Source organism: Maribacter sp. X9 (genome assembly GCF_048537565.1).
Taxonomy (GTDB): Bacteria; Bacteroidota; Bacteroidia; order Flavobacteriales; family Flavobacteriaceae; genus Maribacter.
The window spans coordinates 602577-627493 of sequence record NZ_CP183215.1; the positions used below are offsets into that span (position 1 = coordinate 602577).

General features: G+C 37.0%; 17 protein-coding genes and 1 tRNA gene. 9 read left to right on the forward strand and 9 right to left on the reverse strand.

Features of this window, described 5'->3' with window-relative positions:
• Nucleotides 1-109: 109 nt before the first annotated feature.
• From ACNR9Q_RS02550 to ACNR9Q_RS02565, 4 genes are all read left to right on the forward strand, one after another.
• Complete coding sequence (locus ACNR9Q_RS02550) at nt 110-3205, forward strand: UvrD-helicase domain-containing protein (RefSeq protein ID WP_419213026.1); 3096 nt, start codon at nt 110-112, stop codon at nt 3203-3205.
• A 7-nt stretch (nt 3206-3212) separates the two neighbouring features.
• Nucleotides 3213-4406, forward strand: coding sequence for a glycine C-acetyltransferase (gene kbl, locus ACNR9Q_RS02555; protein WP_419213027.1), 1194 nt, complete (start codon nt 3213-3215; stop codon nt 4404-4406).
• Nucleotides 4407-4519: 113 nt separating this feature from the next.
• A complete protein-coding gene (locus ACNR9Q_RS02560; protein ID WP_419213028.1) occupies nt 4520-5863 on the forward strand; it encodes an OmpA family protein in 1344 nt (447 codons plus the stop codon).
• 71 nt (nt 5864-5934) lie between these two features.
• Nucleotides 5935-8676, forward strand: coding sequence for a PD-(D/E)XK nuclease family protein (locus ACNR9Q_RS02565; protein WP_419213029.1), 2742 nt, complete (start codon nt 5935-5937; stop codon nt 8674-8676).
• A gap of 3 nt (nt 8677-8679) precedes the next feature.
• Here the strand turns inward: ACNR9Q_RS02565 and ACNR9Q_RS02570 are convergent, their stop codons facing one another.
• A complete protein-coding gene (locus tag ACNR9Q_RS02570) occupies nt 8680-9390 on the reverse strand; it encodes an SDR family oxidoreductase (RefSeq protein WP_419213030.1) in 711 nt (236 codons plus the stop codon).
• Nucleotides 9391-9505: 115 nt separating this feature from the next.
• On the opposite strand from ACNR9Q_RS02570, the gene ACNR9Q_RS02575 reads away from it, so the two are divergent.
• Together ACNR9Q_RS02575 and ACNR9Q_RS02580 are read left to right on the forward strand one after the other, a co-directional pair.
• On the forward strand, nt 9506-10822 hold the full coding sequence (locus ACNR9Q_RS02575) for a sugar porter family MFS transporter (protein ID WP_419213031.1): 1317 nt from the start codon (nt 9506-9508) through the stop codon (nt 10820-10822).
• A gap of 72 nt (nt 10823-10894) precedes the next feature.
• The gene (locus ACNR9Q_RS02580) at nt 10895-11827 is read left to right on the forward strand and encodes an ion channel (protein WP_419213032.1); all 933 of its coding nucleotides are present in this window, start codon (nt 10895-10897) and stop codon (nt 11825-11827) included.
• A 132-nt stretch (nt 11828-11959) separates the two neighbouring features.
• On the opposite strand, the gene ACNR9Q_RS02585 is transcribed toward ACNR9Q_RS02580, so the two are convergent.
• The 8 genes from ACNR9Q_RS02585 to ACNR9Q_RS02620 all read right to left on the reverse strand — a co-directional run bounded on the left by ACNR9Q_RS02585 (nt 11960) and on the right by ACNR9Q_RS02620 (nt 22156).
• Nucleotides 11960-12376: a hypothetical protein gene (locus ACNR9Q_RS02585; protein ID WP_419213034.1), complete on the reverse strand. Its 417-nt coding sequence runs from the start codon at nt 12374-12376 to the stop codon at nt 11960-11962.
• 13 nt (nt 12377-12389) lie between these two features.
• Nucleotides 12390-14201, reverse strand: coding sequence for an OmpA family protein (locus tag ACNR9Q_RS02590; protein ID WP_419213035.1), 1812 nt, complete (start codon nt 14199-14201; stop codon nt 12390-12392).
• Nucleotides 14202-14203: 2 nt separating this feature from the next.
• Nucleotides 14204-16240, reverse strand: coding sequence for a hypothetical protein (locus tag ACNR9Q_RS02595; RefSeq protein ID WP_419213036.1), 2037 nt, complete (start codon nt 16238-16240; stop codon nt 14204-14206).
• A 7-nt stretch (nt 16241-16247) separates the two neighbouring features.
• The gene (locus tag ACNR9Q_RS02600) at nt 16248-16892 is read right to left on the reverse strand and encodes a hypothetical protein (protein WP_419213037.1); all 645 of its coding nucleotides are present in this window, start codon (nt 16890-16892) and stop codon (nt 16248-16250) included.
• Complete coding sequence (locus ACNR9Q_RS02605; protein WP_419213038.1) at nt 16876-17694, reverse strand: DUF4412 domain-containing protein; 819 nt, start codon at nt 17692-17694, stop codon at nt 16876-16878. The genes ACNR9Q_RS02600 and ACNR9Q_RS02605 overlap by 17 nt, the downstream gene beginning before the upstream one ends.
• Nucleotides 17695-17996: 302 nt before the next feature.
• Complete coding sequence (locus ACNR9Q_RS02610; RefSeq protein ID WP_419213039.1) at nt 17997-20780, reverse strand: ATP-binding protein; 2784 nt, start codon at nt 20778-20780, stop codon at nt 17997-17999.
• Nucleotides 20781-21232: 452 nt separating this feature from the next.
• Nucleotides 21233-21306, reverse strand: a tRNA-Ala gene (locus tag ACNR9Q_RS02615).
• A 52-nt stretch (nt 21307-21358) separates the two neighbouring features.
• A complete protein-coding gene (locus ACNR9Q_RS02620; protein WP_419213041.1) occupies nt 21359-22156 on the reverse strand; it encodes a universal stress protein in 798 nt (265 codons plus the stop codon).
• 53 nt (nt 22157-22209) lie between these two features.
• Between ACNR9Q_RS02620 and ACNR9Q_RS02625 the strand changes: the two genes are divergently transcribed.
• Genes ACNR9Q_RS02625 through ACNR9Q_RS02635 form a run of 3 tightly spaced genes read left to right on the forward strand, consistent with a single transcriptional unit; the run spans nt 22210 to nt 24847 of the window.
• Nucleotides 22210-22710 (forward strand): GNAT family N-acetyltransferase, encoded by a 501-nt coding sequence (locus ACNR9Q_RS02625; protein WP_419213042.1) that lies wholly within the window; start codon nt 22210-22212, stop codon nt 22708-22710.
• Between the two features lie 12 nt (nt 22711-22722).
• Nucleotides 22723-24057: an MATE family efflux transporter gene (locus ACNR9Q_RS02630; protein WP_419213043.1), complete on the forward strand. Its 1335-nt coding sequence runs from the start codon at nt 22723-22725 to the stop codon at nt 24055-24057.
• 22 nt (nt 24058-24079) lie between these two features.
• Nucleotides 24080-24847: an enoyl-CoA hydratase/isomerase family protein gene (locus ACNR9Q_RS02635; RefSeq protein ID WP_419213044.1), complete on the forward strand. Its 768-nt coding sequence runs from the start codon at nt 24080-24082 to the stop codon at nt 24845-24847.
• Nucleotides 24848-24917 lie beyond the last annotated feature (70 nt).

Here is a 24917-nt window from a genome sequence, read left to right on the forward strand (position 1 = left end):
TTTTTATGTTAATATTAATTGTCTCTCAAAGCTACGTATTTTAACATTTATATTCCCCTAATTATTTGTTAAGAACTAGGCAAGAATCCTTAATTTGCAGTAAAAACAAGTGTCTCATACTACTTTTACCATCTATAATGCATCCGCCGGATCGGGCAAGACCTACGCCTTGGCAAAAGTATATCTGAAAATTGTTCTAGCTTCGCCGCAAAACTTCAAGAAAATTTTGGCCATTACGTTTACCAATAAAGCGGTTAACGAGATGAAACATCGGATCTTGAATAGTTTACATGAATTTTCAAGTACAACATCTTTAGATGAAGCAGCTCCCCTATTTCTTGATATCTTAAATGAAACCACCTACACTTTTGAAGAGCTTACGGCTTTAAGCAAATTAAGGTTAAAACAGATACTTCATAATTACGCCTTTTTTGATATTTCTACCATTGACAAGTTTACCCATAGGTTAATACGCACATTTGCCAAAGACCTGAAAATTCCACAAAACTTTGAGGTTGTTTTAGACGTAGACCTACTTTTACAAGAAGCCGTAGAACGTGTAATAGACAAAGCTGGGCAAGATCCAGAATTTACGAAAGTACTTTTGGACTTCGCTTTGGAAAAAATTGAGGACGATAGAAGTTGGGATATTTCTTTCGACCTTTTGAACATCGGAAAACTTGTTTTCGACGAGAACAATACACCACATCTCAAAAGCCTTAAAAACAAAGAGATCGGAGATTTTCTAAAACTACAATCCCACCTTAAGCGTAAGATAAAACATATAGAACAACAAGTCAAAGAAACTGCAAAAAGGGCATTGGAAGCCATCTTGCAACAAGGCCTTGATGCAAAAGATTTTCCTAGAGAAACCTTACCCAACCATTTCAAAAAAATAATTGAGGGTAGTTTCAACCCTTCCCAACTTTACAATAATCAATTAGAAGCTAACCTAATTGAAGGAAAGATATTAAAGGCGGGTATGCAACTACCCTCTTTGGAACTTGCGGCACAATTACTTCATTCCTATCAAAATATTAAAGAGCTAATTTATAAGAAGGGCCTATTTTCAAATATTAATCTAAACATAGTTCCTTTTGCTCTTCTGAACGCCATTCAGAAGGAATTGAAAATTATTCAGGAAGAAAAGGATCAGTTGTCCATTTCAGAATTCAACAGCTTAATTGCCAATGAAATCAAAGACCAACCCGCACCGTTTATTTATGAGCGGCTTGGGGAAAAATACAACTATTATTTCATAGATGAATTTCAGGACACCTCTCAAATGCAATGGGAAAATTTAATTCCCTTAATCGGCAATGCGATGGAAGGGGAAGATGAGTATGGCAATACGGGTTCGCTTTTTTTGGTCGGAGACCCCAAACAGGCCATTTACAGATGGCGCGGCGGTAAGGCAGAACAATTCCTTGAACTGGCGACACATCAAAAACATCCGTTTACGGTGCCGTCTTATCTGGTAACGCTTCCCAAGAACTATAGAAGTTATGCAGAAATCATCGCCTTCAATAATCACTTTTTTCAAAGTATTAGTCCGTTTTTAGAAAACAGCCTGTATCAAGAATTTTTCAAACTTGGAAACCAACAAGAGGTAAACCAAAAAGAAGGTGGATTTGTAAAACTTTCTTTATTACCAGAGGAAAATGATGATGCATATGCCTTAAAAACTTTGAACCTCATTCAAGAATGCCTGTTAAAAGGATACCGGTATAGTGATATCTGCATAATTATTAGAAAAAAGAAGCATGGCCTGTTACTTGCAGATTATTTGATGCAACATCAAATACCAGTCATATCTTCAGACTCCCTATTGCTATCCGGTAATCAAAAAACCACTTTCTTAGTGCAATTGATTCGATTCATGTTACAACCTAACGAATTGGAAATTCAATATGAAATACTCAAATTTCTATCCGAAGAACAAAAAGACAAACATGCTTACATTGCCGAAAACTTAGGACGCCTTGAAATTCACTTATTAAAAGCGTATTCGTTTGATTGTTCTAAAATGAGACAGGCGTCAGTTTTTGACGGAATAGAATACGCCATCAAATTATTTGACCTGGCACCAACTTCAGATGCACACCTAGCGGCATTTATGGATATGGTCTTTGATATTGAGCAAAAGCAGGGCTCAGACCTGCAATCGTTTCTTGACTATTGGTATAAAAAAGGCAATAAAACCAGTATTAGTACCCCAGAGAACATAGATTCTGTGCAACTCATGACCATTCATAAATCAAAAGGTCTTGAGTTTCCGATTGTCATATTCCCCTATGCGAACAGCAATATATTCGAGGAAATCGATCCAAAGTTATGGCTGCCTGTAGATCAAGATGATTTTCTCGGGTTCAAAGAACTACTGATCAACAAAAAACAGGAGGTACAGGAATATGGGGAAATCGCATCCCACTTATACACAATCGATCATCAGAAATTGCAGTTAGATGCATTTAACCTTCTATATGTAGTACTGACCAGGGCCGTTTACGGACTCTTCATTATTAGCTCCAATTCGATTGACAGAAAAGGGAACCATAATCCAAAATATTATTCAGGCTTGTTCATTCACTTTTTAAAGGAGTCGGCCTTATGGGAACAGGATAAGTTTGAATACGACTTTGGTGAATTTAACTCTTCAGAAATTAAGCAAAGTAAAAGTCCCGATCAACTTGATATACCTTATATATACACCACTAAAAATAGACCAGATTTTAAGATTGTTGCAAGAACAGGCGTTTTATGGAATGAAGGGCTTGACGTTGCTATTGATCAAGGTAATGTTATTCATACTATTTTAGCTTCAATCCATAAAACCTCAGATTTGAATCGCGCTATACGAACGGCACTGCAAAAAGGATTGATAAAAGAGAAAGAAGTTAAAAGCATGGAAGAAATAATACGGAATGTTATTTTTCATCCCGAATTGAATCAATTTTATCAGGGCGATATAGAGGTACTCAATGAAAGAGATCTGCTCATGGCAGACGGCAGCGTTCAACGGCCAGATAGGGTAGTCATTACCACTGATCACGTTACCATCATCGATTACAAGACCGGCGACCGAAATGCCAAATACCATCAACAGCTGAATACGTATGCGGAAAGTTTCTCGGCAATGGGATATGTTATAGATCAAAAAATGATTGTGTATATTAATACCGAAATACAAATAGAATATATTTAAACCCACTATGTACGGAAAAATCAAGGAACATCTACAAAAGGAAATCGAGGAAATAAAAAATGATGGTCTCTATAAAGAAGAGCGTATTATCATAACACCTCAAGATGCAGTAATTAAGATTAACACGGGACAGGAAGTTATTAATTTCTGCGCCAATAATTACCTAGGACTTTCTTCGCACCCCGACGTCATACAAGCTGCAAAAGATGCAATGGACACCCATGGTTTTGGTATGTCATCTGTACGATTCATTTGTGGTACACAGGACATTCATAAAGAACTGGAAAAAAAGATAGCGCATTTCTACGGAACAGAGGATACCATATTATATGCCGCTGCTTTTGATGCCAACGGTGGCGTTTTCGAACCTTTGCTAGGAGCAGATGATGCAATCATATCCGATTCGTTGAACCATGCCTCCATAATTGATGGCGTGCGCTTATGTAAAGCGAAACGCTACCGATACGCGAACAGTGACATGCAGGATTTGGAAGCTCAATTGCAACAAGCCAATAAAGAGGGCGCCCGTTTTAAAATAATCGTAACCGATGGTGTATTTTCAATGGACGGTATCGTGGCTCCTTTAGATAAAATTTGTGATCTCGCCGATAAATATGATGCCCTAGTAATGATTGATGAATGCCATGCAACAGGGTTCATTGGCGAAAAGGGTAAAGGCACTTTAGAGGAAAAAGGAGTAATGGGCAGGGTCGATATCATAACAGGCACCTTGGGCAAGGCCCTTGGCGGTGCCATGGGTGGTTATACTACCGGTAAGAAGGAAATCATATCCATTTTAAGACAACGTTCAAGACCTTACTTGTTTTCCAACTCTTTGGCGCCCGCAATTGTCGGTGCGTCCATCAAGGTTTTTGAAATGCTTGAAAAAGACACCTCACTCCGTGATAAACTTCAAGAGAATACAGCTTATTTTAAAAAAGAGATTACGAAGGCAGGTTTCGATATAGTAGATGGTGATTCGGCCATAGTCCCTGTAATGCTCTATGATGCCAAATTATCACAGGAGATGGCCAACAAATTGCTAGAACGCGGTATTTACGTTATCGGTTTCTTTTATCCAGTTGTTCCAAAAGGTAAGGCCCGTATACGTGTGCAACTTTCTGCCGCCCATACAAAGGAACATATAGATGCTGCTATAGAAGCTTTTACCCAAGTTGGCAAAGCCCTTAAAATCGTTTAAATGTGGTTTTTAATCTATTAAATGCGTTAAAAAAAATAGGAAATTGATTTTGTTAATAATATTTAACAAGTTACATTTGCAGCTAATAAACACTTAAACTTAAAAATTTGAACATGAAACATCTTAGCAAATTATTGGTTGTTGCACTACTTGTTGTAGGAATCAACAGCATACAAGCGCAAGACGAGAATAATCCTTGGCAAGTACAGTTCGGGGTTAATGCTATTGACGTATATCCTACTAGTGATGTAAGTTCTTTTGGCAATGAATTCTTCAATGCAAACGATCACTGGAACATTTTACCTTCTATTTCTTACGTAGGGGTATCTAAGTACATAGGAGACGGCTTCTCTGTAGGTGCTAGAGGTTCTCTTAACAAAATCAGTAAATTAGGTGACACTAGTGTTGACGATCTTTCGCACTACGCTATAGATGGTACTATAAAATATAACTTCATCAAAAGAACGACTGTTATCGATCCATTTATTGAAATAGGTGGTGGTTACACTTGGGTAGATGAAATTGGAGCAGGTACTGCTAACGGTGGTATTGGATTTAACATCTGGTTCTCTGAAAATTTAGGGCTTACATTACAGTCTAATTATAAGCATGCTTTTGAAGATTATGGTGTAACACATTTCCAACACTTAGCTGGTATCTCTGTTAAATTCGGTGGTACTGATACTGATGGTGATGGTGTTTATGACAAAGATGATGCTTGTCCAGAAGTTGCAGGTCTTGAAGCTTTCAACGGTTGCCCAGATTCTGACGGTGACGGTATAGAAGACAGCAAAGATAGCTGCCCTAACGAAGCTGGATCTAAAGAAATGAACGGTTGTCCTGATGCTGACGGTGACGGTGTGGCCGATAAGGACGATGCTTGTCCTAACGAAGCTGGTCTTCCTGCCTTAGCTGGTTGTCCTGATGCTGATAGCGATGGTGTTGCCGATAAAGACGATGAGTGTCCTAATGAAGCAGGTCCTGCTGAAAATAAAGGATGTCCTTGGCCAGATTCTGACGGAGACGGTGTGTTAGACAAAGATGATGTTTGTCCTGAAGTTGCTGGTACAGTAGCTAACTCTGGTTGTCCTGAAGTAACTGAAGAAGTTCAAAAGCAATTGAACGATTATGCTAGAACTATCTTATTCGATACTGGTAAATCTTCAATAAAAGCTGAATCAACATCTGTAATGGTTGACATTATCACTATTCTTAAAGAATATCCAAACTCTAAGTTTACCGTTGAAGGTCATACTGACAGTGTAGGTAGTGAGAAATTGAACCAAAGTCTTTCTGAGTCAAGAGCACTTTCTGTAAAAGAATTCTTGGTTGATAAAGGAATCGAAGAATTTAGATTATCAGCTGTAGGTTACGGTGAATCTAAACCAATAGCTACTAATAATACAAGAGCTGGTAGAGCTCAAAACAGAAGGGTAGAAATTAACTTAGTAAAATAAGTTTAACCAAACCTTAAGTGTTTTAATAAATAAAAGCTCCACATAATGTGGAGCTTTTTTATTTTTACAATATGCAAAGCTTCATTGAAGATGTTATTCGAGATGTATTACGTAAGCAAAAGAACACCAATAGTGTTATATTTATTTTACCGAGTAAAAGAGCAGGGCTATTTTTAAAAAAAATACTTTCCAGCTACCTTCCCGAAACTATTGTTGCTCCCGAAATATTCAGTATCGAAGAATTTATAGAGAACATTTCTGGCTTAGTCACCGCAAACGCAACGACCCAACTATTTGAACTTTATCAAGCCTATGAAAAAGTAGGGGCTTATGAAAAGGAATCTTTCGACTCCTTCCTAAAATGGGGTCAATTATTACTACAGGATTTTAATGAAATTGATAGATATTTAGTAGATGCCGCGTCCTTGTATCAAAATGTAGCGGCAATTCAAGAAGTCAATCATTGGTCTTTAAAAGCTGAAAAAACAGAAATGATCGAAAATTACCTTCATTTCTGGAGGTATTTAAAAGATATTTACATAGCATTTAATTCAGCACTTCTTCAACAAGGCTTAGGTCACCAGGGCCTTATTTATAGAACATCCGTTGAACAACTGTCAACCTATTTAAAAAGAGCCAACAAAAATCATATATTTTTAGGCTTCAATGCCTTGAATAAGGCCGAAAGTATAATCATTCAAACTATTCTTGAGACTACTGAATCTAGTATTTATTGGGACATTGACCCTTACTTCTTAAAAGACACCATACATGATGCCGGCTATTTTATACGGAACTATCAGGATACTTGGCCTATCTTAAAAGGCAAAGCCTTAAAAGGGACAGCCCATCATTATTTGAAGAAAAAAAACATTGAAATCGTAGGAGTTCCGAAAAATATAGCCCAAGTAAATTATGTAGGTAATCTTCTATTTCAACTTCAACAAGAACATCAGCATTTTTTAAATAACGCGGCCATCGTATTAGGAAATGAAGAATTACTAAATCCTTTACTCAATACAATTCCAGGGAATATTCAAGCAACCAATATTACCATGGGTCAAAAGCTCCAAACTACGACGTTGGCCAGCTTCTTTACCAATCTTATCGAATTTCATGAGAACAAAACTCAAAAAGGCTGGTATTACAAGGATCTATTGCATTTATTAACCCACGCTTATTCAGCCCTACTATTTGATGCAAGTGGAAATTCGGCTGAGCATCTTATTCTAAAAATAAAATCGAAAAATTGGTTGTATGTTAACTTAATACAGGTTCATGAGTTGATTACCGACCATAAGGCTTCAAGAATGCTTTTTGAAGATTCGAAGAACGATCCCAATTTACTTATTGATAATTTCTTAGACCTTATTGAGGCATTCAGATCTATAGAATCTATTAAAAATGACTCTTTAGTTCTCGAACAACTCTATACGTTTCACAAGCTGTTCAACCAACTCAAAGAGTTGTGCAGCAGGCATTCCTACATCAATAATCTAAAAGGTCTTAAACATTTATTCAAGCAATTACTTAGCACTGAAACCCTAGATTTCGAAGGCGACCCAGTTGAAGGAATTCAAATTATGGGTATGCTCGAAAGTAGGTTATTAGATTTTGAAACCGTTATCATAACATCGGTCAACGAAGGCATCCTACCCTCTGGTAAATCGAATAATTCCTTTATTCCCTTTGATCTTAAAATAAAGAACGGAATGCCGACGTATAAGGAAAAAGATGCCATCTACACCTATCATTTTTATAGACTGCTCCAAAGAGCAAAAAACATATACATAATATATAATACCGAACCCGATGCCTTAGAAGGTGGTGAAAAAAGTAGGTTGATTACGCAATTGTTGACCGATGAAAATAGAAACGATATTACCGAATACATTGCCACCCCTAAAATACATTCTTATACAAGCGAAAAAGAGACCATTCGCAAGAGTGATAGCTTAGTCTCTCTAATTCAGGAAAAGGCGGCCAAGGGCTTCTCCCCTAGCTCGCTAAGCAATTATATTAGAAATCCAGTAGATTTTTATAAGCAAAACCTCTTAAACATTAATGATGTATTAGAAGTAGAGGAAACATTGGCGGCGAACACTTTTGGCACCATTGTTCACGATACCATGGAAGAATTATATACTCCCTTAATCGGAACCCATCTGTCTATAGAACTTCTCAATGGTCTACGAAAAAACATTCCATCAACGGTACTACGAAACTTTGAAAAAACTTATAAAGATGGTAATATCAGTACCGGGAAAAATTACATCTCTTTACATGTTATACAGAAGTACATTGAGACTTTTATTGCTGCTGAGATAGATTCGCTTCAAAAGCACCAAATAAAAATCATTGCATTGGAGAAATCCTTAGAAGTACCCTTTCAGATAGCTGGATTAGATTTCCCCATCAATCTAAAGGGAAAGTTAGATCGTATTGATGAATTTGATGGAATAACCCGCATCATCGACTATAAAACAGGTAAGGTAGAAAAAAGGAATGTGGAACTTTTGGATTGGAACCTTCTTTCTGATGATTATCAATTCAGCAAAGCCTTTCAATTACTTTGTTACGCCGTTATGTTCTTTAAAACACATCCACAACATTCAAACTTTATATATGCAGGAATTATATCACTAAAAAACTTTACAGATGGCACACTACTCTTTGCAAAAAAAGAATCTGCCCGTGGCTCTAAAAATCACAACATTGATACCGCTGTAATTTCAGAATTCGAACAGATTCTTGGTCAGTTAATCACTGAAATCTGTAATCCAATGATTCCTTTTATTGAAAAAGAAGTGTAACTACTATTTCTTATCAGGTCTGCTTGGCCTAACTTCAATTTTACTAGGTAAGGTTCTAGGGTTCATTTTTAATAAGTCCCACACCAGTTCACCGATATCCTCAGGTTGAATTTTCCAAGCATCGGAGTCATCCGGCTCATGGTTATTAAAATGCGTCGCTACTGAACCCGGCATTATGGTCGACACCTTAATATCATATTTACGCAAATCTAACATGGCCGCTTGCGTAAAACCGACCACACCAAATTTAGAAGCATTATAACCGGCACCAGAAGCAAAGAAATTGGTTCCCGCCAAACTTGCTAAAGTAATATAGTATCCTTTAGATTTTTTGAGCGCATTAACCGATGCTTTTAGCGTATGAAATACTCCGTTTAGATTGGTATCGATCATTTGGTGCCAATCTTCGTCGGTCATTTCATCAATGGGTGCAAAATTGCCAACCCCTGCGTTGGCCAAAACGACATCTATCTGCCCCCAAGTATTCAATATTTTAGACACCGCCTTCTTTTCATCGGCTATATGCGCAACATTAGATACGATTCCTAAAACGGAATCATCCTCAAAATCTTTCAAGGCCTGTTCAACACTTTCTTTGGACCTTCCACTTATAGCAACTCTCATACCTTGGCTTAGAAGTGTTTTTGCCACTCCAAATCCTATTCCTTTTGTTCCGCCTGTGATGTAGGCTACTTTATTTTTAAAATCTTTCATAGTTATATTTTAGAATAGTTTCAAGTTAGTATTTATCTGCATTTAATGTAGCGGATAAAGAATAAGATTTAACGGTTTTGATTTATTATATTTAGTGATTACAAAAATTTAAACGATGAACAAAATACTTGTTTGGTCCATTACGGTTGCTCTGGCCGGTTTTTTATTCGGTTTCGATACCGTTGTCATATCAGGAGCCGATAAACAATTACAATCGCTTTGGCAAAGTTCAGATTCATTTCATGGTTGGGTCGTGATTTCAGGAGCCTTATGGGGTACTGTTTTAGGAGCTCTGTTCGCAGGCATTCCAACGAATAAATACGGCAGAAAAAACACCCTAATATGGATCGGAATACTTTTTAGTGTATCGGCATTTGGTTCAGCCTTTTCCAACGATCCTATCACGTTTGCATTTTTTAGATTTATAGGGGGTATTGGTGTTGGGGTATCTACTATTGCAGCACCCGCTTATATATCTGAGATTTCCCCGCCAAAAAGAAGGGGCAAGTTAGTGGGTTTTTATCAATTTAGTCTGGTCTTTGGAATTCTGATGGCCTTTCTTTCAAATTACATGCTTAGTGGGCTGGGGGAAAATTCATGGCGTTGGATGGTAGGCGTAGAAGGAATTCCGGCCATTATTTATACGTTATTCGTGCTAACCGTCCCGAAAAGTCCGAGATGGCTTATTACCCAGAATAGAATCGAAGAAGCTCGGGATGTCCTTAAGATAATAGACCCTAACCATGACGTAGATGCAGCCATTCAAACCATTCAACAAGAAAGTAAAGATACTTTTTCGGGCGAATCCATTTTTATGAAAAAATATCGTTTTCCGTTGCTATTGGCATTGCTAATTGCATTTTTTAATCAAGCTTCGGGTATCAACGCCTTTTTATACTATGCTCCCCGTATTTTCGAAGAGGCAGGTCTAGGGGAAAGTACTGCACTTTTAAGTAGTGTTGGTATAGGAGTTACCAATATGTTGTTCACACTACTAGGTATTAATCTCATCGACCACCTAGGTCGTAAGCAATTAATGTACATAGGCTCCTTTGGTTACATTGTTTCACTTACACTAGTTGCTTGCGCCTTCTTCTTTGAATGGGAAGGATTAGCCGTTCCGATTTTCCTTTTTATATTCATTGCGTCACATGCCATAGGTCAAGGAAGTGTTATTTGGGTGTTTATTTCAGAGATATTTCCCAATCACCTTCGCGGTAGCGGTCAAGCTTTCGGATCCTCCGTTCACTGGATTTTGGCCGCAGCCATACCAGCGGCTATACCCTATCTTTTTTCAACCATAGGAGCTGGTACCGTATTTCTGATATTTGCGTTGATGATGGTCTTACAATTGGTATGGGTTCATTTTACCATGCCCGAAACCAAAGGTGTTTCTTTAGAGGAACTGAGTAAAAAGCTTTTGAAAAAATAATTGATTTTATGCCCTTAAAATGAACCTTCTTTTTATTAGAAAAATAGATAATACGTATACCTAAGAATTCATTTGAAAACGGATAAGACCCAAAAATATGAGGATTTAGGGCTCGACACCAAATCGGCAAGGGATGGGTATCGAGCATTGAACAAAGACGGAACCTTCAATGTGCGAAAACAAAATGTTCCCTTTTGGGAGCGTATCAATATTTTTCATTCGCTGGTATCCATGTCTTGGCCCAAATTTTTTATGGTTCTGGCGTCTGGATATTTTTTGATCAATATCTTCTTTGCCAGTCTCTTCATGCTTGTGGGCACCCAACACCTAACCGGCATTCGGGGAATTACGCCTTTGGACCAATTCATAGAAGCTTTCTTCTTTAGCGCACAAACTATTACGACATTAGGATACGGCCAAGTTGCCCCATTAAACTTAGCAGCGAACATCGTTGCGGCAACTGAGTCTTTATTAGGGCTTTTATTATTCGCTTTGGCAACGGGATTAATGTACGGAAGGTTTTCTAAACCCTATGCGACCATTAAATATAGTTCGCATGCTGTAATTGCCCCCTATCAAGATATCAACGGATTTATGTTCAGGGTGGTCAATCCCAAAAAAAATCAGCTGATGGAAGTTGAGGTTACCGTTTCACTTTCTTTAAAACGAAGTGATTCAGAATTAAGGGATTTTCATCTGTTGGAACTGGAGCGTTCCAAAGTGGTTTTTTTTCCCACCATGTGGACCATTGTGCATCCTATAAACGGCTCCAGCCCTTTGGATAAGTTGACCCGGTCAGATGTTTTGGAAAGAGATGCCGAATTCATCGTGATGATCAAGGCGTTTGACGAATCCTTTTCACAAACGGTTTATTCAAAATCCTCTTATAAAGCCCATGAAATTAAATGGGGTCGGAAATTCGTGTACTTGACGGAAAGACATGGAAACGGAGTGTCCATAGATATCAGTAGAATTGATGAAACATTTCAAATTGAATTGAACTAATAAAGATGAAAGTCATAGACTCTAAAATCAATTAATTGATAAAATACCCATAGTTAGGCTCCTAATAAATACCAGAAAATCCTTAAAAAGGTCAATAAATTTTAGTGTTGAAAAATAAACAATATTGTTAATCTACTTTGGTAAAGTTTTCGTTAGTTCTCTTACATACACTCGAGTAAAACCGTCTGGATAAGGTTCATCTAAAATCAATCTATTTTTATGTATTGAAAATTTATAACTTCTAAAGGAACCATTTCCAATAAGTAATATATCTACACTATCTCTTCTACCATATTCTGGAGTAGACTTCTTTATATGATAGGTTTCTACGTATTGTATGGAATCTTGCAAGTAACTTATGTATTTACAATCTGATGTAAATACTACGACCGTTTTCTTTTTTACAGCAAACCCCTTTCCGGTAATACCGCCACTTGTATTAATTAGTTGCCACGTGCCAATCAAGCTTTCTTGTGGAGATTGCGAAAAGATAAAATTACTGGTGCAAAGAATTAAGATTAACCATAAACCAAGTCGTAAAGATTTCATGATTATCGCTAAATTAATTTGGTAAAATCAAAACTTCGACCCTCCTGTTTTTAGCACGGTTTTCAGGAGTGTTGTTTTCAACGAGCGGTTTTGATTCTCCCAGTCCTATTTCCTTCCATGTAAAACCACCTGATATTAATTTCTTAAGTTCAGCGGACACACTTTTGGCACGCGCCAACGACAATTTTTGATTGGTATCTACACTGCCAATATCATCGGTATGGCCTTCAACGATTACATTGCCCCTTTTAAGTACAGCGATATTATGCGCCAACTCTTTTAAAGCCATTATTCCCTCGGGTTTTAATATAGATTTGCCGGTTTCAAAAAGTACTCTACTATCCAAATTAAGGCGCATAGCTGCCCCTATTGCTGCAATGGCATCTACATCAGCACCCGGTAAGGCACTGGTTTGTTCTAAATCGGTCAACCTTACATAATAGAATAGTTCGCCCTGTTTTACAAAAGGTGCGATATCCACTTCGGCAACACCACCATCAATTTTACCAACAGGGATCCAGTTTTTTCCATCTTTTGATATTTCTAAGTTGGTAGGTTCAATTTGACCAATTTCAAAAATATATAAATCAGGACCATTTACGTCGGTCAATGCATTATCGATAAACTGCACTGTAATACTGCCTCCCAATCCAAGGCTATGAACTCCTGTAATATCTTCAACATCAAAGCCCTGTAGCACATCGGGTTCTCCCAGTACATTATTGACTTCTTGCGTCTTTAACAAGGGATGATTTGCCTTTACAACTGCATCTGCAAAAGAGAGTTTGCCCAAGGGCAGATATACCGCTTTTTTCATATGGCCTACGTAGGTCTGGCCACTTTCTTCCCCAAAATAGAGGTCAGGATTCAGTTTCTGAAATTTATCTTTAGCTGCTCTTGCCTTTCTTTCAAAATCCTTCTGAAAAATTTTGACGACTTTCTTTCTATATTCAATGGTTTGCTGGTATTTGGGACTGGCTTTTAGTCTCCCAGAAGCAATATCACTTTCTGTTTTTTGGAGTTCTGCTAACAATTGGTTTGCTTCTTTGTCGCTATGCAATTGTCCCGCAACTTTTTGCAGCACCTCCATTTTTTCCTCTTCTTCGGCACTGGGCGGAATCTCGTTTTTTCGTTCTATATCTCCCATTACATAACCCGCCTCCGTTAAATCCATTTTTTCCATGACATTGGTACCGGCCAAAGAATCAATTGTTTTTAGTTTTGCCATTGTTACTTCTGGACCTGACTCAGCTTGAACGATTAAAATAGCCTCTTCTAACGAAACTCCGGTAGAGGTGTTTTTTGAGGTTAGTTGTTCTATAGTAATCTTGGTCTTTGGTTTTGGTTTATTTTGTTTTTCGCGCTGTCTCATTGCTTTTACTTCTTGCACGAGAATCTTAAGACTGTCTGGGTTGTTGATGAGTTTTTCCAATTCAACACGGGAAACGCCGCTTTGCTCTAAAAGTGATATAATAGCTTCAGTTGAAAACATGTCTGATGAAGATATATCTTTAGTTAGCAAATCTTGAAATGCAATAGTGGTACCTTGGCCTTCCATACCGCTCATTTGTAGTAGTTTTTCTAATGCTTCAATTTCTGGTAACTGGCCATTTTCATCATTCCCCCCATCATCTTTGCCCATATTTAAGAATCCGCCTACTTTATCCAATGATTTTTCTAAATCATCAGAAGTACTATTAATTTCCCCATTATTATCATCTGATTCGATTTCTAAATTTTCGGTCGAAGAACCTTCACCCTTATGGTCTTCACCACATGATAATACCAGTAAGAATGAAAAAAATAGGGTGAAATAGTATTTCATGATTAATCTCTTTTATATTTATCCGCCATAAACTGAAAGTAAATGAAGCCTGCATGGTTGTACCAATTCTCGTAACCTAGCATTGCTTCGCATCTATCAATTTCTCTAAGGTTTTCTTCTAAAGCTTTAATCATTTCAGCATATTTGTCATCATATGCTTTATTTAATGTTGGAATGGATTCTTTTAGGATAATCATCTTTTGATTTTGCCATACTAAAGCGGAGACTCCGTGAACGGCGGAAACACCATCACCAAAGGCGATACCTGCATTTATCTTTTTCATGGCATGCGCATAAATAATACGTAACCTCTCCAAGTTCATTCTTCTTTTGTTAAGATCATTGTATTCTCTTTCTAGACATTTACAACCAGCCTCATTGTCGTTTTCATCTAGAAACAATGTGGAGATTGAACCAAAAACATTAGCCTCTGAGTACTTAACATAATAATCGTTATTTCTAAATTCTTCGCCTTTATGATTGACTTCAATAGTATTGATTGAGTTAGAAATCATTAGTGCAGCCATCGGTATTCCTTCAGGTGGATTATTTTTAACCTTAGTTTTTTCAGGATTTTCATTCTCATCAACAGGAAAGTCATTATCCTTGTTCCGTTTCGGTGGATTGGTGAAATCATCTTTATGGTAGTTTATAGGATTTCCTTTATTATCATATTTAGGGCGTTCATAATTATCATATTCTATAGGTTTTTTATTTGCGTCTAATGCCGGTCTAGCTTCTGTTTCACCTTCTGCATATTGAATAGGATTGCCATTGATATCATATTTTGGGCGTTTATCATCACCAAATACAGGATAGTCAATAGGTTCGTTATTTCTATCATATACTGGTCTTTCAAAAAAATCAAGCTCGTTGTTATGAACCGGTTCGCGATATTCAATCGGATCACCGTTGATATCGTATTTAGGCCGTTCATCACCTCCAAATACATTATAATCTATGCGTTCATTATTTCTATCATATACTGGCCTACCAAAAGAATCTAATTCTTCATAATTTATATTTTCATCATTGTTACCCCTAGAATCAGAATTTGACGATGATGATAAGGGTTCATATGAGGAATCTGTACTTGAAGAATTTGCTGAACCTGCATTCGTTGAACCGGAATCACCATTACTGCTATTCTCAAAATGTGGTGGTATACAAGAAGAGGGTAATCCTGGACCTCCACCGGGATTCATGTTAGCCTCGGCATCCGCATCTCCAGGGGGGTCAAGGTATAATCTTCCATTTCTGGACATGTCATATAATTGAGATGCAAATTTAACCAAGTCCATCACTCCTGGATATTGCATACCAACACCACCAAATGCAGGCGAAGAGAATTCTTCCGCTCCCGCAAACATCATTTGTTGTCCTCCAAAAAATAGCAGAAGAATAGTTAAGCCAATACCTTTCTTTTTTCTAAAAACCATTAGCGCCAATAGCACTATAATAATAGTTAAAGCACCAATTAAAACATACATAAGAATATTGTTTGAATTGCCATCTGATGATGACTTTGTTTTTATTTCTAAGGAATCAGTTGTATTTAAATCTGCATTTGAATTGGATACAGGTCTATATATTGTATTCATATTTTGAACCCGTTCACCTCCAGTCCATACGGCTAAATAAAACGGTATGTTCGGTATTTCACTTGTAATTACAATACCAAACTTACCTGCAGTATCAAAGGACTTCTGAAAAGCCCCGTTATTTGTTTTACCTGATAGCTTGCTATCTTCCCAATGATTCTTAACGATATCTACTTTAACTTGATCATTTTTATTTTCGGTAAAAACGGTAACCATTATTTTTTGGGTGAAAATCGTGCCTTCTGCCCAAAAGCGTAAAGAATCTTTTTCTGTTGCCCCTTTCATATAGGCGGAAATCACCTCTTCATTTTTGGGATCTGGACTGAATTTTAATGTATAAACTTGTTTACCAGTATCTAATTCTGGCATTTTAATTTCATCTTGTCCAAAAGAAGTAATGCCAATTAGAAGGAAAATGTTCAACAGTAATCTTTTCATTGCAGTGTTATTTTCTGTGTTTTTTCAATAAATAGTTCGCTAAATCAGCCATTTTAAGACGTAATTCTTCATGTTTTTCAGGGGTTCTTTGATAAGAATTTTTTGTGCCATAATTCATTATAAATGCCTTATCGTAATTTTCATTGTAAATAACGAGCCTGCCTTTAACAGGTAGGTAGGCTAAATAGCAATCCCCGGTATCCGCTAATTGGATATCCATACCCATTATTGATACTCCTTCTTCTTTCCTTTCTAGAAAACCTTTTATTTCTTTTTTGTTCTGTGCCTTAGAGGTTTGCACCGGTCCCCAAGAAATTTGTGTACTTCCTCTTATCTCATTTTCACTGTACCCATTTAAATCAAACGAACATGCGTTTTTACGAACATTATCAGAAATACGAAGCTCTGATTCAGGTACATTAAATACTTTAGCTACTTCGGCTATTCCCAAATCACAGGTGTAATCCACAAGTAGCGTGCTGTAATCTCCAGATTTCATAGTATTAGTTTCTACTTGTTTAGATAAAACCTGCACCGTATCAGGCTTACTAATTTGTGCTTTTTTAGGGTTTTCATTACAGGCAATAAAAAGTGAAAGGAACAAAAAGGCTATTGTGGTTTTCATATTTGAAGATTTAAAATGTTTTTTCATAATCTGAAGTATTGATGCTAAATTCATTTTCAATGAGTTGGGTACATATCATTTCTACAGGTTTGGCATTCTTCTGTGAATAATCTATCATATTCATTTCAAGAACTAATCCGTTTACCATACTTAACCAGGAAGGATCTATACCTTGCTTTACATTATTGAATTTCTTTGACTTTAAGTGCGAATATGCTTTGTGAAATGATATATCCGCATCTTCCGTCATCCAAACCTTACCTGATAATTGGGGCCCTGTTATTTGAAATTCTTCACATTTGTACCCTAGGATTGTTTTGAATTGTCCTGTGGAATTTATATTATAATCATCAGTATTCATTTCCAAATCTGGGGTGTCCTCTAAATTCAAACTAACTGAGTTGGTGCTTAGTTGCCCGCCCATATTCATAAAAGTGTGTATGGCATCATTGGATAAATCCATTACCGTAATGAATTTAGAATCATCTATGGTATTGAACGAAGTACCTATGTATTCATGTTCATTTGTTAAGTAATAGGTAATATCAGTCGTATCCTTATTACTAATTATTTCCATTACATATTCATGGCTAAATGAATATTGATCTAGTTTTTCTGCTTTTTTATTTTTAAAAAGTTTGCCTTTATTATTAAAAACCGTGTCAAAGGTTTTCTCCGTTTCTCCTGCAGTTTTTTGCTCAACTTTTCTAACTACAGCGTCTTCAGCTGCTTGCCCCGCTTTTTGGGTGATTTTTTTCCATAATTGTGCATTTCCGGTGGTAAAAAAACATAATGCCAATAGTAGCAACACCCCTTTAGTAGTTTTCATTTTCCTTGTTTTTGTTAAACCTTGTCTTCTTAATTATTTTATTCTTGTGGATGATTTTCAAAACATAATTCCCATCTTTTAGATGATTGATGTTTAAGTAAATCTGTTTTTCGGGGAAACTATCAAGTGTGCCTTTTAGGCTGTCATCCTTTTGCTTCATAGCTAACTTGACTTTGAGATAGGCAAAACGAAACCTTCTTCAAGAGCGAATGTAGTTAGTACAATTAGAAGGGATTATGAAGTATGTAACAAGACCTATAAACTATGTAACACAGCCTCGAAGTACAGTGTTTATTTGGTGTTTAATCAGATTTTTTTGCTTCGGCAAAATCGGAAGGAGTACAATTATAGGCTTCTTTAAAGCATTTACTAAAATAAGCATGATCATTAAATCCTACACTATAGCCCACCTCAGATATATTAATATCGGTACTTTTTAAAATTTGTGCTGCTAATTTTAATCGCTGAGATCTTATGAATTCAGAAGCTGAAAGGCCGGTTAGTGCTTTTAACTTTCTGTGTAATTGCATTCGGCTCATATGCAGATCTTGGCTAAACTGTTCTGTAGAGAATGTAGATTCCGCCAATTTTTCATCAAGAATTATTTGAAGACGTTCTAGAAATTTTTCGTCAACAGAGGTAATAGCAATATCCTTTGGCTTTAATATAACCTCTTGACTGTATCTTGATTGTAGTTTTTTCCTTAAATCAACTAGAGACGCCGTTTTTGATTTTAGAATTTTCTGATTAAATGGTTTAGTAATATAATCATCTGCCCCTGTTTCTATACCAATTAACTCATTTTCATCACCTGCTTTGGCGGTTAAAAGAATAATAGGAATGTGACTCGTTCGTTCATCATTTTTGAGCGTATTTGTAAGGGCAATACCATCTTTTATGGGCATCATAAGGTCTGAGATAATAATATCCGGTATTGTCTCCAAAGCTTTTAGGATACCGTCTTCTCCATTTACTGCCTGAACGATTTCATACTCTTTTTTGAACGTATCTGTCAAGAGTATTCTTACATCTTCATTGTCCTCAACAATGAGTAATAATGGTAACTCTTTTCCTATTAAGGTTAGTACTTCTTCTTCCCCAAGTTGATTTACTCCCAGCTCCGGAACTTTAATTAAAGATTGAGGATTTTTGGTTTGCTTGATTTCAGCATTTTTTAGTTTTGCTTTATTAACGCATAGTAGGACTTCAAATAATGTCCATTTCCCCACTTCGCTAGTAACACTTATTTTTCCACCATGAAGTTCAGTTAACTCTTTTACCAGAGAAAGTCCAACTCCTGCACCTTCATTTTGACCATCAGTCTGGTAAAACCGATTGAATATTGTTTTTATTTGAGCATTGGTAAGACCGTCTCCTGTGTTTTTCACACGAATAGTTAAATAGCCCTTTTCGAGGGATACATTTAGCTGAATTTCACCCTCATAGGGCGTATATTTTACTGCATTCCCCAGTAGGTTTACGGTAATATTTTCAAGGGCATCACTATCAACATAAGCCTCTGTTTTCTTATCTAAGATTTCCGTTTTAAAATTCAAATTCTTTTGCTCGGCGAGATATAAAAAAGATTCGCTCCACGCCGCGATCATTTGAGTTGGTGTATCTTTTTGTAATAGTAGTTTTCTATTTCCGCTATCTATTTTTGAAAGTTCTAAAAGCTGATTCACTAGCGATGATAATCTTACCGTATTCTTTTGTGCTATTTCAAAATGTTTCCTTTTTTCAGGGGAGAGGTCCTTCTCTTCTAATGACTCCTGAATAGGTACAGAGATAAGCGTTAACGGAGTTCTAAATTCATGGGAGATATTGGTAAAGAAGTTTGTTTTTAAAGCATCTATTTCTCGCAGTTTTTTATTTGTTTTTTGACGATTTTTATAAAGTAAAAACACAAAAACTCCACCTAAAGACGTTATTCCGATTCCGGTAAGAAGAAGGTTACGTTGATTTCTTGTTTGCTCTTCAACAATTTCATTTTCAGCTTTAAGTAATTTAATTTCTCTACTATGCTGTTCTGATTGGTACTTTTCATCTATTTCTCTAATAGCTTCAGCACTTTGTACTTGATTTAATGAATCATTTATAGCGTTGCCGATGACTTGGTATGTATAGGCTTTTTCGTAATTCTGTAGTTGTGAATATAAATCTGCTAAAACCAAAGCTTGGTCTTTTTTAATAACACTATTATTTAGCGTAAGATTTAGTTTTCCTGCCTTATCTGCCCAGTTCAACCCTGATTTAAATTCTTTTTTAAGTAAAGCTATTTTTGCCAATTCTACTGCATCCGTTGCCGCTTCTAATACAAAACCGTTCTTTTCATGAAGCGTAAATGCTTCGTTTAATAAGTCATCAGCTTTTCTAAAATCATTCCTTTCAATTTTTATAAGAGCTAAAGTTGTAGTTAATTCTGAAAGCGTTTGTTCATCACCTATTTTTTTAAAAAAAGTATAACAGTTTGAGAGAAGACTATCTGCTTTAATAAAATCTTCTTTTTTAAATTCAAGTTTACCGAGCTCTACATTGTTTGAGTTTAAGTAATATTCTGCAGCTTTAGGAGGCAGTTTTTGAAACTCATCATTAGCTCTATAAAAATAATTCTCTGCTAATGTTAAATCATTTAAATCTAGATGAATGCCTCCAAGATTTTGATATGCAGCAGCTATCACATCTGGCCTAAGGGGTTTATTCTTATGCATTGAATCAACGGTAAGGAAGTTTTCTTGAGCTTTTTCAATACTATTTTTACGCAAATAGATAGTGCCTAGGGCAGTATGAGTATCGGCTTTGGTCATATAGCCGAGATCATTATCCAAAGTTTTATTTTTCAGTGAGTTCAACGCACTATTACATGCTTTTTCCGCTTCTTTATACCTCCCTAGTAAATATAACACCCTACATAATCCATTATTTGCAATGGAAGATCCTAAAGTATATCCAGATTTATTAGACCGGAGTGCTGATTGCTTGAAATAGATAATTGCCGAATCTATTTTCTGTATTCTTCTGTAATATTGGGCAAGTAGATACTCTGCATCTGCAATCCCAACCTCGTAATCAATCGATTCGGCCAATTTGATACTATTCTTAATGTAGAAATAAGCACTGTCCGGTTGGGGATTTATATACTGGATCACTTTAGTCTTATTCCGAGCTAGGCTCATTGAATCTTTCCTAAAATTTCTTTGAGAGAATAAGCTATTAAATACTAAAAACAGTAACAGAAAAAACTTGTAGTCCACTAATATTGAGATTAATCATTTACTAAAAAACCTCGGGGGATTATTGAAAATAACAAATTAGAAACTTGTATTGCTTAATTTGATAAAAAAATTACAGTATTTTCTATTTCTACTAATACTTTCAAATATTGATTTTTTATTTCAATTTGTTTATAGGCTATAAATGATTCTGGATTTAATTATCAATAGTATTCAACCACTAAATAAGGATAGCACTATTCGATTTGATACAAATTAGGCCAATAAAAAAGGCCCCCATATCTGTGAGGGCCTATATTTACTTGTGGAGAATACCGGATTCGAACCGGTGACCTCTTGCCTGCCAGGCAAGCGCTCTAGCCAACTGAGCTAATCCCCCTTTTTTGAGAGCGTCAAAGGAAATACTTTTTAACAAGCTATCAAAATACTACTCAATCTTTCTTTACACTAAGTACCAATACTGGTACAGGTGCATAAAATTCAGACTTTGAAATGGTACTTTTTTCCCATAACTTTTTAAAGAAGCCTCGTTTTCTTCTAAAAACACATAATAAATCTGGGTGTTCTGCCTGAAAATGCTCTAACACTCCATGATAAGTGGTTGAATTCTCGGTTAATTTTAATTGTGAACTAATGTCCATTAAAGCAGTATTCACCTTTAAGTCGTCATCTGAATAACCAGGAGTTTTCACTAATAAAAGATGTACGCTTGCTCGGTGTTTGTTCTTTATTTCAATCAATGGATCAAGTATCCGCTTTCTCTTAAGTATACCAGACCTAAAGGCAACCAAAATTGTCTTAAAAGTCTTGTAGGTAGTACCTCTGGGAACTATCAACGTAGGGATGTTTGTCTTCTTTATTATAGAACCAGAAGTATGTCCTAAATAATATTCCTCTTGAATATCATGACTTCTTGGGGCCAAAATAATTAAGTCGATTCCCAATTCTTTATCGATTTCCATAAGTCCATCAGGTAATTCCCCATTAAAACTTACGATTTTCAAGGCCTTGTCCTTGGTCTCTACCTTACTGATTACTTCTTTCAAACGTTCCTTTCCGCTTTCGGCAATTTTCTGGGTCACGTTGGTCAACGTACCGGCTTTACCTGTAGCGTTAAACACTTCCATTACATAAATTTGGGCACCGAACGCAGCTGCGAAATCCACTGCATATTGTAACGTTTCATGTGCATTTGAAGAGGTGCCAATAGGAACAAGAATATTCATCATGATAAAAATTGTTGATTATTACTCTAAATTTACGATTTATATAAATCGATTATATGATTCAACGGGCAAAGATATCGGAAATTAATGAAATTCTCAGCATGACAGATGCGTGTAGGATAGCCATGGAAGCCAACGGAATTTATCAATGGACGCTGGATTATCCCTCGCAAAAGGCATTTGAGCATGATATTGAACGTGATGAATTATATGTACTCAGAAAGACCGGTAAATTACTAGGTTGTGTTGTGGTTTCCACTTTTATGGATGAAGAATACGAGTCCGTTTCTTGGCTTACGCCCAATACCAGAAATTATTACATTCATCGATTAGGAGTTCATCCAGAACATCAAGGGCGAGGCTTCGCACAACAATTAATGGATTTTGGGGAAAACTATGCAAAAGAACATAAAGCGCTTTCGGTACGCTTAGATACCTTTAGCCAGAATCAACGCAATCAAAAATTTTACGAGCAACGGGGCTATCAAAAATTAGGGGATATCTACTTTCCCAAGCAAAGTGAACATCCGTTCCATTGTTATGAACTTGTACTATAGAAACTCTTTTTTTTGAAAACATCGGTCAATTTCAAATCCATTAATAATCTGGCTATTCCGGCGACTATCGCAGGTATTGCCGAACCGCTTCTTTCCATTACCGATACTGCAATTGTGGGCAATATCCCCGTGGACGGATTGGAATCGTTGGCCGCAGCAGGTATCGTAGGTTCTTTTCTATCCATGCTCATTTGGATTTTGGGTCAAACCCGTAGTGCAATTTCCGCCATTATTTCGCAATACTTAGGTGCTGGAAAATTGGAAGAGGTAAAAACCCTTCCCGCTCAGGCCATTTATCTCAATATTGGGTTGAGCATCCTTATTCTTTTGTCCACCATTTTTGTGGTTAAAGAAATCTTCGAGCTTCTTAATGCTTCCGGTAAAATTTTGCAGTACTGCATCAGCTATTACTCCATTCGAGTTTGGGGTTTCCCACTGACTTTATTCGTCTTTGCGGTGATGGGCATCTTTAGAGGCCTGCAGAATACCTATTGGCCAATGGTAATCGCCATTACAGGGGCGGTTTTAAATGTAGGTCTTGATCTTATTTTCGTTTATGGTATCGACGGGTTCATAGACCCCATGTATTTAGATGGTGCGGCATGGGCCAGCTTAATGGCTCAGGCCATCATGGCCATCATGGCCTTTTATCTGTTATGGACAAAAACCGATATCAGTTTAGCCCTTAAATTTCCGATCCACAAAGAACTTGGTCGGTTAGTCGTAATGAGCCTCAACCTTTTTGTTCGGGCCATTGCGCTAAATACTGCATTAATACTTGCCGTACGGGAAGCAACTGCATTAGGCGACAAATACATTGGAGCACATACCATTGCCATTAATCTATGGCTTTTTTCGGCATTTTTTATTGATGGTTACGGTGCGGCCGGAAATATCATGGGCGGCCGATTATTAGGGGAACGAAATTATGAAGGACTCTGGGACCTTGCTAAAAAAATCACTGGATACGGTCTGGTGGTTAGTGCCCTAATCATGCTATTTTCAGTTGTATTCTATAAACCGCTGGGTTCCTTATTCTCTAATGAAAAACTGGTTCTCTCTGCTTTTTATGGTATATTTTATATCATCATATTGGGCTTGCCCGTTAATACCATAGCCTTTGTGCTCGATGGGGTTTTTAAAGGTCTTGGTGAAATGAAATACTTAAGAAACACCTTATTGGCCGCCACTTTTTTGGGCTTTGTTCCTATGCTTTTTTTAGGAAAATATTTAAACTGGGGACTGACCGGTATTTGGTTGGCCTTTACGGTTTGGATGCTCATTAGGGGAGGTGCTTTGGTCTGGAAATTCAGAAGAAAATTTAGGCCTTTACTTCAAAACACGTAATTTTAGATAAACAAAAATTACCATGGTCACAACAAGAAAAAACGGAAGTTTATATACCCGAATAGAAGGCAAAGTTGCCACCGTAGAATTTGGCCATCCGGCTAGCAATTCTTTTGTAGCTGATTTACTTCAACGTCTTACCCACACTATTAATGAGCTTTCAACTAATGAAGGTATCTCCGTGATTCTTTTGAAATCCGAAGGTGAAAAAGCCTTTTGTGCAGGGGCCTCGTTTGATGAGTTGTTGGAAGTTTCGAACTTGGAAGAAGGGAAAGCTTTCTTTAGTGGATTCGCCAACGTGATCAATGCCATGCGCAAATGTACCAAGGTAATCGTGGGAAGGGTTCACGGAAAAACCGTTGGTGGCGGGGTGGGGCTTGCCGCAGCCTGTGATTATGTTTATTCCAATGTAGAAGCCTCCATAAAACTTTCCGAACTCAGCATAGGTATCGCTCCTTTGGTCATTGAACCGGTGGTGGAACGTAAGATCGGCAATGCGGCATTGGCCGAATTATCGCTTGCCCCTGCCGAGTGGAAAAGCGCCTATTGGGCACAGGAAAAAGGATTGTTTTCAAAAGTGTACGATACACCACACGAAATGGATAAAGAGTTGGATTTTTTTATACATCAGTTGGCAAGTTATAATCCGGAAGCCTTGATGGCATGGAAAAAAGCACTTTGGAAAGGAACCGATCATTGGGACGAACTCTTAACTGAACGTGCCGCCATTTCAGGAAAATTGGCCCTTTCTGAATTCACCCGAACGGCACTGTCAAAATTTAAAAAATAAACAATAACAAGCACGTTATTTCGTTGTACTGCTAAACTATTTATCATGGAATTCTTCAAATTTTTAAACG